This window comes from Halomonas nitroreducens, assembly GCF_003966155.1.
Classification (GTDB): domain Bacteria; phylum Pseudomonadota; class Gammaproteobacteria; order Pseudomonadales; family Halomonadaceae; genus Halomonas; species Halomonas nitroreducens.
The window spans coordinates 78,865-95,210 of record NZ_RXNS01000001.1 but is presented as its reverse complement, the minus strand read 5'-3'; the positions used below and the strand labels follow the sequence as shown (position 1 = coordinate 95,210).

The 16,346-nt window shown below is 66.5% G+C and carries 11 protein-coding genes; 4 read left to right on the top strand and 7 right to left on the bottom strand.

Annotated elements, in window-relative coordinates:
* Positions 1 to 2: 2 nt before the first annotated feature.
* The 3 genes from EKG36_RS00330 to EKG36_RS00325 all read right to left on the bottom strand — a co-directional run bounded on the left by EKG36_RS00330 (position 3) and on the right by EKG36_RS00325 (position 3,819).
* Positions 3 to 590 carry a peroxidase-related enzyme gene (locus EKG36_RS00330; protein WP_126479853.1) on the bottom strand — a complete coding sequence of 196 codons (588 nt, stop codon included), beginning with the start codon at positions 588 to 590 and terminating at the stop codon, positions 3 to 5.
* Positions 591 to 698: 108 nt separating this feature from the next.
* Complete coding sequence (locus EKG36_RS20575; RefSeq protein ID WP_221766015.1) at positions 699 to 1,454, bottom strand: DUF3427 domain-containing protein; 756 nt, start codon at positions 1,452 to 1,454, stop codon at positions 699 to 701.
* Positions 1,455 to 1,491: 37 nt separating this feature from the next.
* Positions 1,492 to 3,819: a DEAD/DEAH box helicase gene (locus EKG36_RS00325; RefSeq protein ID WP_221766014.1), complete on the bottom strand. Its 2,328-nt coding sequence runs from the start codon at positions 3,817 to 3,819 to the stop codon at positions 1,492 to 1,494.
* Between the two features lie 513 nt (positions 3,820 to 4,332).
* On the opposite strand from EKG36_RS00325, the gene EKG36_RS00320 reads away from it, so the two are divergent.
* Positions 4,333 to 6,093 carry a DEAD/DEAH box helicase family protein gene (locus EKG36_RS00320; protein WP_126479851.1) on the top strand — a complete coding sequence of 587 codons (1,761 nt, stop codon included), beginning with the start codon at positions 4,333 to 4,335 and terminating at the stop codon, positions 6,091 to 6,093.
* A gap of 2 nt (positions 6,094 to 6,095) precedes the next feature.
* Here the strand turns inward: EKG36_RS00320 and EKG36_RS00315 are convergent, their stop codons facing one another.
* A complete protein-coding gene (locus EKG36_RS00315) occupies positions 6,096 to 7,595 on the bottom strand; it encodes a CoA-acylating methylmalonate-semialdehyde dehydrogenase (protein WP_126479849.1) in 1,500 nt (499 codons plus the stop codon).
* 174 nt (positions 7,596 to 7,769) lie between these two features.
* Here EKG36_RS00315 and EKG36_RS00310 point away from each other — a divergent pair, with 174 nt between their 5' ends.
* The 3 genes from EKG36_RS00310 (at position 7,770) to EKG36_RS00300 (ending at position 11,951) form a co-directional block, all read left to right on the top strand.
* The gene (locus EKG36_RS00310) at positions 7,770 to 8,723 is read left to right on the top strand and encodes a LysR family transcriptional regulator (protein WP_126479847.1); all 954 of its coding nucleotides are present in this window, start codon (positions 7,770 to 7,772) and stop codon (positions 8,721 to 8,723) included.
* Between the two features lie 278 nt (positions 8,724 to 9,001).
* A complete protein-coding gene (gene katG, locus EKG36_RS00305) occupies positions 9,002 to 11,179 on the top strand; it encodes a catalase/peroxidase HPI (RefSeq protein WP_126479844.1) in 2,178 nt (725 codons plus the stop codon).
* A 376-nt stretch (positions 11,180 to 11,555) separates the two neighbouring features.
* Positions 11,556 to 11,951, top strand: a complete 396-nt coding sequence (locus EKG36_RS00300; protein ID WP_126479842.1) for a cupin domain-containing protein — start codon at positions 11,556 to 11,558, stop codon at positions 11,949 to 11,951.
* Between the two features lie 75 nt (positions 11,952 to 12,026).
* Here the strand turns inward: EKG36_RS00300 and EKG36_RS00295 are convergent, their stop codons facing one another.
* The 3 genes from EKG36_RS00295 to EKG36_RS00285 form a co-directional block, all read right to left on the bottom strand.
* Positions 12,027 to 13,517, bottom strand: coding sequence for a protein adenylyltransferase SelO (locus EKG36_RS00295; RefSeq protein WP_126479841.1), 1,491 nt, complete (start codon positions 13,515 to 13,517; stop codon positions 12,027 to 12,029).
* A gap of 202 nt (positions 13,518 to 13,719) precedes the next feature.
* The gene (locus EKG36_RS00290; protein ID WP_126479839.1) at positions 13,720 to 14,745 is read right to left on the bottom strand and encodes a M14 family metallopeptidase; all 1,026 of its coding nucleotides are present in this window, start codon (positions 14,743 to 14,745) and stop codon (positions 13,720 to 13,722) included.
* Positions 14,746 to 16,236: a glutamate-cysteine ligase family protein gene (locus EKG36_RS00285; RefSeq protein WP_126479837.1), complete on the bottom strand. Its 1,491-nt coding sequence runs from the start codon at positions 16,234 to 16,236 to the stop codon at positions 14,746 to 14,748.
* Positions 16,237 to 16,346: the final 110 nt, after the last annotated feature.

The following is a 16,346-nucleotide window of genomic DNA, read 5'->3' as shown; positions in this document are numbered from 1 at the left end:
GCTCAGCCCTCGCGGGGTACCCGGCCCATCAGGTAAAACTCCTCGTTGGGTGGGGTGGCGGTGAGCGTCACCAGGCGATTGGAGAGGCCGAAGAAGGCGGCGATGGCACCGATGTCCCAGATGTCGTCGCGAGTGAACCCCGAGGCTTTCAGGCGCGCCTCCCACTCGTCGGTGAGCTCCCCCACCTCCAGGCCGCAGTAGAGGGCGAAGTCCAGCATGGTGCGATGACGCTCGCTGATCGGCGCGGTGCGATGGTTGATGGCCACCTGGTCGGCCAGCAACGGGTCCTTGCTGTAGATGCGCACCAGGGCCCCGTGGGCCACCACGCAGTATAGGCAGCGATTGCGCGCGCTGGTGGCCACCACGATCATTTCCTTCTCGGCCTTGGTGAGGGTGTCGGAGTCACGCTCCATCAGGGCATCGTGGTAGGCGAAGAAGGCCCGGAACTCGTCCGGCCGGTGGGCCAGCATCAGGAAGACATTGGGCACGAAGCCGGCCTTCTCCTGCACCGCCAGGATGGCGTCGCGGATGTCCTCGGGCAGGTCCTCGAGGCGCTCGGGGACGGGAAAGCGGCTGATGGGGGCGGTCATGGCGGCTCCTGGCGTTGTGGTGGTCGCAGACCTCAAAAATAACAGTTAGCGTAAACGTCAACACGTTATCTTAAGTCGAAACGAGGACCTCAGGTGGCGGGCATCGCACTACGCGGGACGAGCCGCCTCGAATAGCGCGGCAGGCATAGGGTGCTCGAGTTCCCAGGTCATCGCGATGGGGCGGTCGCCCTGATAGCTCTTTAGCGATTTGGCCGGCCCCAAGAACAGGAAGGGAGCCGTCTCCCCATCGATGCGCTTGGTCAATCGGGCGAAGAACAGGATGGTATAGCCGCGCTCTTCGAAATGGAGATAGTTTTGACCGGTACCACTGGCCTGAGCAGTGTTCGACTGACTTTCCCAGTGCAGCAGGGTGCGGCTGATGGGATAATCCCGATAGCGCGTGGTCGGGGAAAAGTCCCGCTCGTCCTTCTGGAAAGTGACCAGGTGAATATAGGCACGAATCTGCTTAGCATGGATGACCCCCACGCCAGTGGCCCCAGGCTTCTCCAGGCTGGCGAGGCCGAGCAGCGACTTGATCTCGGCGGTGCCATAGGCCCCATGCAGCAGTAGCTCACAGTCGAAAGGAAGATCATTAAGCCTGTGCTGCGGCACATGCTGCTGTGTGCGCCGCCAAGCGGCGATCTCCGCTGCATCCGCCGCCACACTCGGGTTCGCTCTCCACTTCTGCAGCGACTGCTCGAGGTCGTAAACACCCGCCGCCTCGCCCTTTCGGCCCCAGAGCATATAGTGCAGCGCCGTCTTCTTGGCAACGTCGTAACAGCCCCGCGGCTCGCCCACCTGGCCGTCATCATTACCGAGATCTTCAATGGCCTCGAGGAGGTCCGGGTCGGTACGCAAGGCCATCCGCGTCAATGCCTTGCGCGCCTGAGCGAAATCAGGATCATGGGGGGGGTGATCTACGATCGGCCTTCGCCTTCCATTCCGACCAGCTTCGCGGGGCCAACACCTGCACCGGAGAGAGGCCGGTCTCCTCCAAGAAGCGACCGAAGGTGAGCGGCTTGCCCACCTCCAGAGACCAGGTTCGCAAGGCCTCCGGGATGAAGTGATTCAAATCATTGAGCACCGAGCGAATCTTGCTCAGCACTCTCTGACGCGCTACCCGTTCAAGTTGGATGCTGCAGCCGGGCGGTAGACTCGGGAAGTCGGCCTCCACTTCTCGATCCAGTCGCTGCCGCTGGCCGGAGAGCAGCGCGGTGAACTTGGTATCCACGCGATAGCGCCGATGGGTCTGCCCGACGAAATCCAGTACGGTCAGGCACTCCTTGCCTGGGGCATGTCGAAGCCCTCGTCCCAACTGCTGCAGGAAGACCGTTAGGCTCTCGGTGGGGCGCAGGAACATCACCAGGTTGATATCGGGAACGTCGACGCCTTCACTGAGCACATCGACGGTAAACAGGAACGGAAGCCTGCCATCACGAAACTCTCGCAGGCGTTCGTCACGTAGCTCGGGCGAGGTATCCCCCAGGAGAACGGCAGCTCTATACGCCTCTCCCAACCGATTAAAGCAGTCGGTCATATACTCGGCATGACGTACGCCGGCACAAAACCCCACCGCGCGCACCCCATCCAGATTAGGCTGGTAGCGCTCCAGCGCCTTAAGCACGGTATCAACCCGCTGTCGGGCAAGGAAATCATCGCCGGTCAGCAGGTTTTCCAGTTCCCGCATATCATAGCGACCATTCTGCCAGAGGCGATCATCGCTAAGGTCAATGCTGTCGCTGACACCAAAGTAGTGGAAAGGACACAGCAACTTCTCTTCAAGCGCCTCGGCCAAGCGGATCTCCGCTGCGAAGTCATCGTCGAAATCCGGCAGGATGCTGCTGCCATCCATTCTCTCCGGCGTTGCCGTAAGCCCCAACAATAGATCCGGCTTTAGTGCCTCGAGCAAAGCGCGATAGCTGCTGGCCGCACCATGATGCGCCTCATCGATCACCACATAGTGGAAAAATTCGGCTCCAAGCGATCCCCATGGCCGCTGCCGGTTAAGCGTTTGTACAGAAGCAAACAGATGCCGATGCACGTTGGGCGTATATTCACCGACCCAGAGCTCACCGAAATTCTGATCCCGCAGCACCGCACGAAAGCAGGCTAGGGCCTGCTCAAGTATTTCCTTGCGATGGGCGACAAAAAGCAGTGGTGCTCGCTCCCCCTTTCGCTCACAGTAGCGGCGATAATCGAGCGCCGAGACAACCGTTTTCCCCGTGCCCGTTGCCGCCACCACCAGGTTACGGTAGGAACCGCGCTGACGAGCCGCCTCCAGCGCTTCCAGAATCCGCAGTTGAAAGGGCCGCGGTGAGATATCGGCGAAAAAAGTTCCTCCAGTGTGCTGGCGAGCCTTATAGGCGGCGATGGCCTGACGAAACCGACGGAAGTCATGATGCGTGAAAGGCTCAAACTCCTCGCTTTCCCAATAGGCCGAAAACTCGGCGGCGAAACGGTCTAGGATGTGCGTCATATCCTGCGCGGTGACTTTGACCGTCCACTCCAACCCCTGGGTCATTGCCGAGTGGGACATATTGGCGGACCCGATATAGGCGGTAGAGAAGCCACTATCACGCAGGAAATGGTAGGCCTTGGCATGAAGCCGAGTTCCACCCGTGTCATAAGAGACACGGACAGTAACGTTCGGCTGACCCACCAACCATTCTAGGGCCGTGGGATCACTGGCCCCCATATAGCTGGTGGAGATCAGCCGTACCGGCACCCCCCTCTCTGCCAGACGCTCAAAGGCAGGCATCAGCAACCGGAGTCCGGACCACTTGATAAAGGAAACGAGGATATCGACGTGATCCGCCGTCGCCATCTCTGCCCGGAGCTCGTGCTCAAGGGGAGGATCATGGCCGAGCCCGGTCAACAACGTGCTGGTCGCCAAGGGCGTCACGGGCCGAGGCAGCGTATCGGCGGAAGCGCCCAGCGCAGAGAGCACGGGCTTATCCGTCCTGAGTAGCTGTTTACGTCTGAGGTAGTCGAGGCCATCCGTGGCAGAGAGCAGATCAAGCAGTCGATTCAAGAGGGGTCGACGTCGCTCGGGCTCTAAAATGCGAAGGGCCTGTGTCAGCAGCTGGGCGACAAACTGGCTGTAAACATGGGGAGCCGCTTCATCATCCAGGGCACGAAGTACGGGCTTCACGTCCGGATGCTCTGCCAGCTGCTGCTGGAGTTCCTCATCGATCAGCTTTTCATACAGGCCTTCGGGTAGCCGGTCCATACCCTACTCCGTTCCCTGGAATTCAGCGCGATGCCGGGTGACAACACGACACGACAGAGTTGTTTGACCATCAACATACCAGGGATAGTCGATGGGGGCTGCCCAATAAACCGGGCCCGCCTCACTCTCGAGACGGGGCCGCTTAACATCGCCCGGGCCGGAATTAGTGCAGCGAGACGATGCTGTTGATGCCGCTCAAGACGTTCTCCGACTCGAACCAACGGGCGGTGACGGTCTTGATGGATCCCAACAGCCCCGAGGCCCCTGGCCCACGTCGATGTCGGTCTCGAACTGGCCCGAGTCCTTACCTCAGCCCCACGAGGATTGCCCCACGGGGCCAGCTCGGTCATGATTTTTCCAGGGGCGGCCCGCCCCTTCCCGGCCGGGGAGCCAAGCCCGTTCCTGACGGGCCTTGCGCACTTCCCACAGCCCTGGGGGCGCCAGGATCACGCAGCGGTGCCATCGAGGCCCTCCTCGAGCCCCGCCACACTCCTGCATGCAGGGACTTTCCGTATGCCCGAGCGACCCGGTCTCGAGTTTTCCGCGTGGAACCCCGGCCTGGAGGCGGACCTGCCCCGCCGTTACCAGGCCCTGGAGACCATCCATCACACGGCCAATGTCGACTCCCGCCTTGCCGATATCCCCGAGCTGAGCGCCCTCACCGGTCTCGCGGAAGAGGAACTGGTCGCCTTCAAGGCAGAACGCCTGGTGCTGCACGAGGTGATCGTGCAGGTGACCGCCGACATCGTGGTCCTGGAAGGCGAGGAAGAGGAGCTGCTGGGGCAGCACTTTCGCGACATCGCCCGCAAGCTCCTGTCCGACTATCTGGCTCCCCACCTGCCCAGGCTTCGCCAGGAACATGCCCGGCTGTATGGCGAGATACACGCCCGGGTGGGCGACATCCTCGCCGCGGCCTTCGCTCCCGAACCGGCGGAGATCGAGCCCGAGCCTGGCTCCTGGCTGTCCCGATGGCTGGGCAAGCGCCCTGCCCCGCAACGGCAGCCGGACCACCGCTCCATCGAGGAACGGCACCACGAGGTGATCCGGGGCCTCAGGGAGACGGGGCTGGCCGCCCGTGGCGACCTGGAGCGGGCCATCTACAAGAGCACCTACCGGGTCCTGAACTCGATCGCCAGCCGCCAGGGCCATATCGGCGTGGACCGGGAACTCCTGGCCAGGCTGATCACCCAGCAGGTGTGCAACGACTTCGGCAGCCGCCACCTCGGCGAGCGGATCGCCCCGCATGTTGCGCGCGCCATGGACGTCGAGGGCTACCGCCGGCTCCCCTGTGCCCGAGAGCCGATCCTGATCAGCCTCAAGGGGGCCTCGGCGGCCGGCAAGAGCTCCCTGCGCCCGCTCCTGAAGGACACCCTGCAGGACCTGGGTATCCAGGCCGACCACTACGGCACCGTCTCCCCCGACATCTGGCGCCGCCTGCTGCTCGACTATGACGCCCTGGGCGAGGCCTACAAGTATGCCGGCCGCCTGTCCGGCAAGGAGGTCAAGCTCATCGATGCCAAGCTGGACCGCTACATCCGTGACAAGGCCCAGCGGGACCGCTCCATCCCGAACCTGGTGATCGACCGGTTCCGGTTCGACAGTTTCTCTCAGGAACGGGTACCCCGGCTACTGGATGCCACCTATGCGAAACATGTCGCCACCATGTACTTCTATTTCATCGTCACCCCGCCGGAGGCGACGGTGGAACGGGGCTGGGAGCGCGGCCTGACCCGGGGACGCTTCAAGGCGGTGGAGGACTTCCTGGGGCACTGCGTGGAAGCCTATGACGGCATGCCCAGGCTGCTCTTCAAGTGGCTGGACAGCCGGCACCCCCGGCTCGAGTACTGCTTCCTGGACAACAGCGTTCCCAAGCACACCCCGCCGACGACCATCGCCTACGGCAACCGCGAGGTCCTGCACATCCTGGCGCCCCTGGGCCTGGTCGCCATCGACCGCTACAAGCGGATCAATACCCGGGCGACCTGCCCGGCGGAGGTCTATCCCGGCGATGACAGCCTGGCGATCGGCAGGAACTGTGCCTTCCTCAGGCAGTGCCTCGCCAAGGTGCCGGAGGTCCGCTTCGTCGACGCGGCGACCGGCCAGGTGTACCTGAAAGCCGCTGCGGGCCGCTTCGCGGTCGTCGCCCCCGCCCTTTTGGATACCCAGCGGGCGGCCCCGGAACTCGCTGAGCTGTTCGCCGCTCTCGGGGTGCCCGACCCTCAGCAAAACGGCCCCGCCTCTCTCGAGACGGGGCCGCGGTCATCGCCGGGCTGAGGTCAGTGCAGCGAGATGGTGCTGTTGATGCCGCTGGAGACGTTCTCCGGCTCGAACCAGCGCGCAGTGACGGTCTTGGTCTGGGTCCAGAAGGCGATCGCCTGCTTGCCGTTGGGGCCCAGGTCACCGAGCTTGGAGCCGCGCGACCCGGTGAAGCTGAAGTAGGCCACCGGCACCGGGATCGGCACGTTGATGCCCACCTGGCCGACGTCGATGTCGGACTCGAAGCGCCGCGCCACCCAGCCGGAGTTGGTGAAGATCGAGGTGCCGTTGCCGTTGGGGTTGGCGTTGATGAACTCGATCGCCTCGTCCAGGGTGTCGACACTGACCACGCACAGCACCGGTCCGAAGATCTCCTCGCGGTAGATGGTCATCTCGGGGGTCACATCGCTGAACAGGGTCGGGCCGACGAAGTTGCCGTCCGGGTAGCCCTCCACCTGGCAGCCACGGCCGTCGACCAGCAGCGTCGCGCCTTCCTTCTCGCCGGTGGCAATCAGTCCCTCGACCCGCTCCTTCGCCTGCGGGGAGACCAGCGGACCGAGGTCGGCGTCACGCTGGGTGCCGGGGCCGACGGTCATGTTGCGGGCGCCTTCGGCGATGTCGTCCAGCCACTCGCGGGCCTCGCCGACCAGCACCACCACCGAATTGGCCATGCAGCGCTGGCCGGCAGCGCCGAAGGCGGAGCCGAGCAGGTTGTTGATCGCCTGGCTGCGGTTGGCATCCGGCATCACCACGCAGTGGTTCTTGGCGCCCATCATCGACTGCATGCGCTTGCCGGCCGCCGCGGCGCGGTTGTAGAGCAGCGAGCCGACATGGGTCGAGCCGATAAAGGACAGCGCCTTGATGTCGGCGTGGTCGGCGATCTGGTTGGCCACGTCCGGGCCGCCGTGCACCACATTGAGCACGCCGGCCGGCACGCCGGCCTCGTGGGCCAGCTCGACCAGGCGTATGGTAGCGCTCGGATCCTGCTCGGAGGGCTTGAGCACGAAGGTGTTGCCGGTGGCGATGGCCAGCGGGAACATGAAGCAGGGCAGCATGATCGGGAAGTTGAAGGCGGTGATGCCGGCCCCCACGCCCAGCGGCTGGTTGAGGGTGTAGACGTCCACCTCGCTGGCGGCGTTCTCGGCCAGCTCCCCGAGCTGCAGGGAGGTGATCGAGCAGGCGTGTTCCACCACCTCGAGGCCGCGGCCCACCTCGCCCTCGGCATCGGGCAGGGTCTTGCCATGCTCCTCGGTGATCAGCGCGGCGAGCTCGGCGGTATTGTCGCGGATCAGCGCCTGCAGCTTGAGCATGATGCGCATGCGCTTGGCCAGCGGCACCTTGCGCCAGGTCTTGAAGGCCTCCTTGGCGCTGGCCACGGCCCTCTCGACTTCCTCGGCCGAGCAGAACGGTACCCGGGCGACGACTTCCTGGGTGGCCGGATTGACCACGTCACGCCACTCCTGACTCTGGGAGGGGACCGCCTGGCCATCGATATAGAGGGGAATCTCGCGAACGGACATGGGCATGCTCCTGAAAGGGTTGTGATTGTGAGAGGGCCGTGTTCGACTTTATGTGCATACCGGCACGAAGCCTGATGCTTCCGAGTCTATCCAGTCCTCGCAGGGCGCGACAACGGGCACTGAGGCACATTCCTTGTGCACCAATACACAACCATTGAACAACGGGGGCCCGCGATGCTCGACTGGCAGGATATCCAGATCTTCCTCGAGGTGGCCCGCAGCGAACGCCTGACCGATGCGGCCCGGCGGCTGGGGGTCGACCACTCCACCCTGTCGCGGCGCACCCGGCGCTTCGAACAGGCGCTGAATACCCAGCTCTTCGAGCGCAGCACCCACGGCTACCAGCTCACCGAGGCCGGCCAGCAGCTGCTCGCCCATGCCGAGGAGATGGCCCGCCATGCCTTCGAGGCCGGCGAGAGCCTGGCCGACCAGGATCACCAGATCGGGGGCCAGATCCGCCTGGGAGTCACCGAGGGCTTCGGCACCTGGGTCATCGCCCCGCTGCTCTCCGCCTTCTGTGCCCGCCATCCCGGCGTCACCCTGGACCTGCTGGCCCTGCCCCGGGTGGTCAACCTGAGCCGCCACGAGGCGGACCTGGCCATCACCATCGAGCGCCCGGTCAGCCCGGGGCTGGTGATCTCGCGGCTCTGCGACTACCGGCTGCGCCTCTACGGCAGTCGCGACTACCTGGACCGGCACGGCACCCCGCGCCGGCTCACCGAGCTCGGCCGGCATCGGCTGATCGGCTATGTGGACGACCTGATCTTCAGCCAGCAGCTCAGCTACCTGGACCCGCTGCTGGACCCGGCAGTGGTGGGCCAGCCCGGCCCGCACTTCGCCATGCGCAGCACCAGCGTGACCACCCAGCATGCCGCCGCCCTCGCCGGCGCCGGCCTGGCGGTGCTGCCGTGCTTTATGGCGAGTACCTCGGAGGCCTTGCTCAACGTGCTGGAAGACGAGGTGGAGGTGGCGCGCCAGTTCTGGATCACCGCCCGTCAGGAGCAACGCCGCCTGGCCCGGGTGCGGCTGCTGTGGGACTTCCTGCGCGAGGCCCTGGAAGCCAACCGCGATTTCCTGATGGGCGAGTCCCGGGAGCTAGTGATCCCCGAGGCCGTCCCCCGGGCCTGACCGCCGTGTCGTTGGGCTCCCTGCCCCCTCGCAGGCCCTGCCGGCGCGGGCTGCCGAGTGTATGCGCGATTGATGATAAAGATTGGCTATCGAGTCCTTCGACAAAGAAAAATGGAAGCCGTGAGGCCCGGCACTAAGCTTGGGGTAGAGGGATGGGTGACGCCCCCCACCGCTGACCGCGTGCCTCCGGGCCGGTCGGTCCATTGCCCTGGCAGGAAGCCATTCGCTGTTGCTGGGGGTCCAGCACCATCAATTGTCGCAAAGACTGGAGAGTAGAGATGGGCAACGAACAACACAGCAGCACCGCCGGCAAGTGCCCCGTGATGCACGGCGGCCAGACCGCCAGCGGTCATTCCAACACCGACTGGTGGCCGGAGTCCCTGAACCTGGACATCCTTCATCAGCACGATCGCAAGACCAACCCGATGGGCGAGGACTTCGACTATCGCCAGGAGGTCAGAAAGCTCGACTTCGATGCGCTCAAGAAGGACATGCACGCCCTGATGACCGAGAGCCAGGAGTGGTGGCCGGCCGACTGGAGCCACTACGGCGGCCTGATGATCCGCATGGCCTGGCACGCTGCCGGCACCTATCGCATCGCCGACGGCCGCGGCGGCGGCGGTACCGGCAACCAGCGCTTCGCCCCCATCAACTCCTGGCCGGACAACGGCAACCTCGACAAGGCGCGGCGCCTGCTGTGGCCGATCAAGAAGAAGTACGGCAACAAGCTCAGCTGGGCCGACCTGTTCATCCTCGCCGGCAACGTGGCCTACGAGTCCATGGGCTTCAAGACCTTCGGCTTCTCCTTCGGCCGCGAGGACATCTGGCATCCCGAGAAGGATATCTACTGGGGTGCCGAGAAGGAGTGGCTGGCGCCCTCGGACACTCGCTACGAGAACGTCGACAAGCCCGACACCATGGAAAACCCGCTGGCCGCGGTGCAGATGGGCCTGATCTACGTCAACCCCGAGGGTGTGAACGGCCAGCCCGACCCGCTGAAGAGTGCCGAGCAGGTTCGCGAGACCTTCGCGCGCATGGCCATGAACGACGAGGAAACCGCGGCCCTGACCGCCGGCGGCCATACGGTCGGCAAGACCCACGGCAACGGCGACGCCGAGGCCCTCGGGCCGGAGCCGGAAGGCGCCGACGTCGAAGCGCAGGGCTTCGGCTGGCTCAACCCCAACATGCAGGGCAAGGCCGCCAACGCCGTCACCTCCGGCCTGGAGGGCGCCTGGACCAGGAATCCCACCCAGTTCGACATGGGCTACTTCGACATGCTGTTCGGCCATGAATGGGAGCTCAAGAAGAGCCCCGCCGGCGCCAACCAGTGGGAGCCCGTCGACATCAAGGAGGAGGACAAGCCGGTCGATCCCAGCGACCCGTCCATTCGCCATAATCCGATGATGACCGATGCGGACATGGCGATGAAGATGGACCCGTCGTACCGGGCCTATTGCGAGAAGTTCATGAAGGATCCGGAATACTTCAAGGACTGCTTCGCCCGGGCCTGGTTCAAGCTGACCCACCGCGACATGGGGCCGAAGTCACGCTATATCGGCCCGGAAGTGCCGGGCGAGGACCTGATCTGGCAGGACCCTGTGCCGGCCGGCAACACCCACTACTCGGTCGAGGCGGCCAAGCAGCGCATCGCCGAGAGCGGACTCTCCGTCGCCGAGATGGTCGCCACCGCCTGGGACAGCGCCCGCACCTTCCGCGGCTCCGACATGCGCGGCGGCGCCAACGGCGCGCGCATCCGCCTGGCCCCGCAGAAGGACTGGCCGGGCAACGAGCCCGAGCGCCTCGACCGGGTGCTGAAGGTCTACGAAGGGATCGCCGCCGATACCGGCGCCAGCCTGGCGGACCTCATCGTGCTGGGCGGCAGCGTGGGCATCGAGCAGGCGGCCCGCTCCGCCGGTCACGACGTCCTGGTCCCCTTCGCGCCGGGCCGCGGCGACGCCAGCGACGAGATGACCGACGCCGAATCCTTCGAACCGCTGGAACCGCTGGCCGATGGCTTCCGCAACTGGCTGAAGAAGGATTACGTGGTCAAGCCCGAGGAGATGCTGCTCGACCGCGCCCAGCTGCTGGGCCTCACCGCCCCCGAGATGACCGTGCTGGTCGGCGGCATGCGGGCGCTGGGGACCAACCACGGCGGCACCAAGCACGGCGTGTTCACGAGCCGTGAAGGGCAGTTGACCAACGACTTCTTCGTCAACCTGACCGACATGGCCAACACCTGGAAGCCCACCGGCAACGGCCTCTACGAGATTCGTGACCGCAAGAGCGACCAGGTGAAGTGGACCGCCACCCGCATCGACCTGGTGTTCGGCTCCAACTCCATCCTGCGTTCCTACGCGGAGGTCTACGCCCAGGACGACAACCAGGAGAAGTTCGTCAAGGACTTCGTGGCGGCCTGGACCAAGGTGATGAACGCCGAACGCTTCGACCTGGCCTGAGGCCGACCGACTCCCGGCGCCGTCCGTTTCGGCGATGCCGGGAGTGCCCCTTCCTTCCAGCAAGCACCGCGCGGGTCCGGTCGGGCCCGCGCGGTGCTGTGGTTATGCGGCCCTTTTCCGCTCGAGATGCTCCCGCCAGGCCGCGCCAGCCTCACGGCCACCGCCCCGGTCCTGGCCCTCTTGACCGCCCGAGAAAGGCGGTCTATGCCAGAAAGTGGGTGACAGGCGGCTGTCGCCCCGGTCCACGCACCGGGCAGGCGTCAAGGGGGGGCGGCCACCCGGCCCTCCTCCCTGGATCAGGCAGGTCCTCTCCTGACCCGGGCGTGGCTCGCACATTCACCAGACCCTACCGCCCGCCTGGCGGTGGGAGGCCAACATGAACCTACGCATGACAACCGCATGGACTGCCACGGCGCTCGTCGTCGCGTTGGGCACCCCCATGCTCGCTACCGGGGACTCCACCCAACTGATGAAGACGGAACTCCAGGGTGTCGAGGGCATGGAGGTCAATATCGTCGACTACGATGTAGGGCCCGACTGGGTCACCGACCGCCATATCCACCCGGGCCATGTCTTCGTCTACGTGACGGAGGGCAGTCTCGAGGTCGCGGTGGAGGGGAAGGAGCCTCGGACCATTATGGCGGGGGAAGTCTTCTATGAGAGGCCCGACCAGCCGATGGTCGGGCGCACCGTCAGCGCCGAAGGGGCCAAGTTCACGTTGTTCCAGATTGGCTCCACCGGCGAGCCCCTAACGGTCTCCCAACCCGAGTGACATCCCGTTCGCGTGAGTCGCTCGCGAGGCCCGACGGCCGACCCGGTCGGCCGTCGCTTCGTCCGGGGACGAGTCTCAGGTGCCGCAGAAGGTCCGCAGCACCTTCTCGCCGTCGTGGGGCGGGCGGGTGTAGTCGACCTCGCCGTGCGGTTCCTCGAAGGGCCTGGTGATCACCGCCAGCAGCGCCTCGAAGGGTGCGAAGTCGTCCTCCTCGGCGGCCGCAGCCAGGGCCTGCTCCACCCGGTGATTGCGCGGAATCACCGCGGGGTTGGTGCCACGCAGCCGGCGGGCAATCTCCGACTCGTCGGCGCCCTCCCGGGCGAGGCGCTCCCGCCAGCGCGGCAGCCAGGCCGCCAGCGCCTCGCGGTCGTCGAACAGCGCCGCCAGACGGGCCTCGCCCTCCGGCCCGTCCAGGACATCGGCCAGCCGGCGAAAGGCCAGGGTAAAGTCGGCATGCCCCGCCTGCATGGCGTCCAGCAGACCCTGGGCCAGCGCGCCATCGCCTTCCTCCTGCAGCGCCAGCCCCAGCTTGCCCCCCATCACCGCCTGCCAGCTGGCCTCGTAGCGCTCGGTGAAGCCCTCGATGACCGCCGTCGCCCGGGCGATGGCACGCTCGCTGTCATCGTCGATCAGCGGCAGCAGGGTCTCGGCGAAGCGTGCCAGGTTCCACTGGGCGATGACCGGCTGGTTGAGGTAGGCATAGCGCCCGCGCTCGTCGATGGAGCTGAACACGGTGCGCGGGTCATAGGTGTCCATGAAGGCGCAGGGGCCGTAGTCGATGGTCTCGCCGGAAATCGAGGTGTTGTCGGTGTTCATCACGCCATGGATGAAGCCGGTGCCCATCCAGCGCGCGACCAGATCGGCCTGGCGTCCCACCACGGCCTCGAGCAGCGCCAGGTAGCGCTCCCCCAGCGGCCCCTCGGCCAGCTCTCCAGGCAAGTCTGGATAGTGGCGCGCGATCGCCTCGTCGGCGAGCAGCTGCACGGCCTCGGTGTCACGCCGCGCCGCGAAATACTGGAAGGTGCCCACCCGCAGGTGGCTGGCGGCGACCCGGGTCAGCACTGCCCCGGGCTCGGGGATGCGCCGGAAGACCCGCTCGCCGCTGGTCACCGCGGCCAGCGCCCGGGTGGTGGGAATGCCCAGGGCATGCATGGCCTCGCTGACCAGGTATTCACGCAGCACCGGACCGAGCGGGGCGCGGCCGTCGCCACCCCGGGAAAAGGGAGTGCGCCCCGAGCCCTTGAGCTGGAGGTCGCGCAGGCGTCCACGGCGGTCGACCACCTCGCCCAGCAGCAGCGCCCGGCCATCGCCGAGCTGGGGCACGAAGTTGCCGAACTGGTGGCCGGCGTAGGCCATGGCCAGCGGCTCGGCCCCCTCGGGCACGGCGTTGCCGGCGAACACCTCGGCGGCACGCCCGGCGTCGAAGGCCGCGAGGTCGAAGCCCAGCTCCTCGGCCAGCTCGCGATTGAAGGCCACCAGGCGGGGTTCGGCCACGGGCGTCGGCAGGCAGTCGGCCCGCAGCCGCGCCGGCAGCCGGGCATAGCGAAGGGAAAAGCTCGGGAACATGAGGCCTCCTGGGTTGCGCGCTCGCCTACCCTACAGGGACAGGCGATGACGGCCAACATTCCCGCGGCATCGCCTTGGACCACCACAGCTGGGTCTTCAGCGCCTCCTCGATGCTCCGTTACCCCGGCGCTTGTCGACGCATCAGTCCCGAGCGATACCGCTACCGGCGATAGCCCCGGGCCTCGCCACGGCGAGCCGCGGCTCAAAGCGGCACGAGGTAGAACAGGCAATCGCTGCGGGCAATCTCGACGTTGGTGGTGGCCATGAACAGGCGCATCGGGCTCCGGGGATAGAGCCGCCCCTGGCGCTCGCAGAGCAGCTCAGGGAGACGGTCCCGGCCCTGGGCGTCCCAGGCCCGCAGCCCGGCCAGGCCCCTTTCCCCCAGCCAGCCCAGAAAGGTGTCCGGCAGCGTCAGGCCACGGTTGTGCTCGTCGATGCGAGCCCACAGCGTCACATCCACCCCGGGCTGCGGCTCGCGGGCATAGGCGATGCTCACCCCCGGCTGCAGCTCCACCCGCAGGGGATGCACCAGGATATCGAGGTCGGGGGTCGCCACCAGGTCCGTCAGGTCCGGCCACTCGGCCAGGCGGCGATAGACGCTGCCCGCCACCTCCCGCGCCTCCGGCTGCAGGGCCCCGCCGCACTCCACGGTGAGCATCGGGCAATGGGCGAGCCCCGGCTCGACGAGCGGCAGCTCCATCAGGCTGCCCAGCCGGAAGTCGGTGACGATCAGCCGCTCGCAGAACTGTCCCGCCAGCCGCTCGAGGCGAGGGTCACGCTGCGTGGCGACGGCGAATGAGGGCCCATTGCCCGAGGTGTTGTGCAGGTCGATGACACACTCGGGGTCCCAGACCTGGAGATCCTCGACGACCGCCCGGGCCAGCGCCCCGCTGGCGCCTGCATGGGGGGGCCGGAAGCAGCGGTTGAGGTCGCGCTCGCCGGGCACGCTGCGATGGGTGAAGTGCGGCGGCGTCAGGGCCGCCTCGACATTGGCCACCAGCATCACCAGCCGTGTACGTGGCCGCGGTCGCTCCACCAGCCAGCGGTGCAGCGCCAGGACGCCGGAGGGCTCGTTGCCATGCAGCAGGGTGGTGATCACCCGGCAACGCCGGTCGTCGGCCCCGGACAGCACGATCCAGGTGGCCTCGCCCAGGGCTTCCACCCAGGCCCCCACATCGGCATGGTCGACGGGCGGGTCGCGCAGGACGGGCAGGCATAACGCGGCCATTCACACCTCCCTCGACCAGCTGGCCACCGGCCGGTTGGCCAGCGAGGCCTCGGCATAGCGCGCCAGCATCCGGTGACAGGCATCGAGGCGCTCGAGTCCCTGCCGCTCGAGGCGCTGCATCACCTCGCGCTGCCAGCGAGCCCCGTTGAGGCGCGCGGCCAGGCGATGCTCGATCGTCGACAGGTAGGGCGCGCTGTCGGCCTCCACCACCCCCAGCGCCCGAAGGCCCCGGCTGGCATGGGGCAGCAGGCGCTCGAGCAGGGTCACGATCGCCACCTCCTCGAGCCGGTGATGGCGGCGATGGGGCCACAGCAGCCGCGCCGCCAGGCCGTGCTGGGCGGCCCGATAGAAGTTGTACTCGGCATAGCGGAAGGGCATGGCACTCAGCCAGTCGTCGATATCCTCGCGCAGCCCGGCTACCAGACCCAGCAGCAGGGCGGTGTTGGCCACCATGTCCACGGCGCTGGGACCCGACGGCAGGGCGCGCATCTCCACCCGCAGGTGCCCACCGAAGGCGGGATCGTAGACGGCCCGGTTCCAGGGCCAGACGGTGCCCATGTGCAGGCGCAGCTCCGACAGGGCCGGGGCCTCGGCGCCGGGCTGCCAGCCCTGCAGCGGCCCTGCGCCGTTGACGGGCATGATCGGCTGATGCAGCGCGACCGTCTCGGCGAACAGTTCCCAGGCACTGCGGCGCACCCAGCCCTGGCCGAAGGCCACCCGGGACGGCTGACGCCAGCGCCCGCTGCCGCGCATGCGGCAGTCCACCGCCTGCTTGAACAGGGCGATGCGGGTTTCCTCCCACAGGCAGTGCTGCAGGAACAGCGGCGAGTTGGCGCCCAACGCCAGCACCAGCGGGGTCACCAGCTGGAGAGTGTTGAAGGTATCGGCATAGTCCTCCGGGGCCACGCGCAGATGCAGCTGATAGGAGGTGTTGGCCCCCTCCAGCACCACATGGGAACTGCTGACCCGGACGGTGTCGTCGCCGTGGATCTCGACGCTGAAATCCTCGCCGCGCAGGCGCTTGAGCTCTCGCTCCAGGGCCCGATAGCGCGGCAGGTCGGTCATGGCGTGTTCCCCGAGATCCTCGCCGCGCAGGGTGGGCAGGATGCCGATGGGAATGATGCGTCCCTGGTGGGCCGCGGCGGCCGACTGCAGCCGGGCCAGCACCTGCAGCAGCTGCTGTTCCAGGGCATGCAGGGGCCAGCCCTGGAGCGACAGGGGCGCCAGGTTGTACTCGATATTGAAGCGGTTGAGCTCGAGCTGCAGCTGGGGATCCTGGAGATCGTCCACGAGTGCCTGGTTGATGTTCAGCACCCGACCATCGGCATCGGCGATATAGGTCTCCAGCTCCGCGCCGATCGTCACGGGCCCGACGCCGAATCCCGGCTGGGCCAGCACGTCCCGGAGGATGTCCAGGCTGGCTCTCAGGCGCCTGCCGAACAGCCGGAAATCGGCGGCCGAGAAGGCATCACGCTCGATGATCGACCCCATATTCCGTCCTCCGTACAGCACGGCCGATGACAGTTTCAGTTTAGGCAATGTCCGAAACGTGCCTGCGCTGGTCGACTTATCAGGCCAAGCCTTGGAGACCTCCCGGGTAC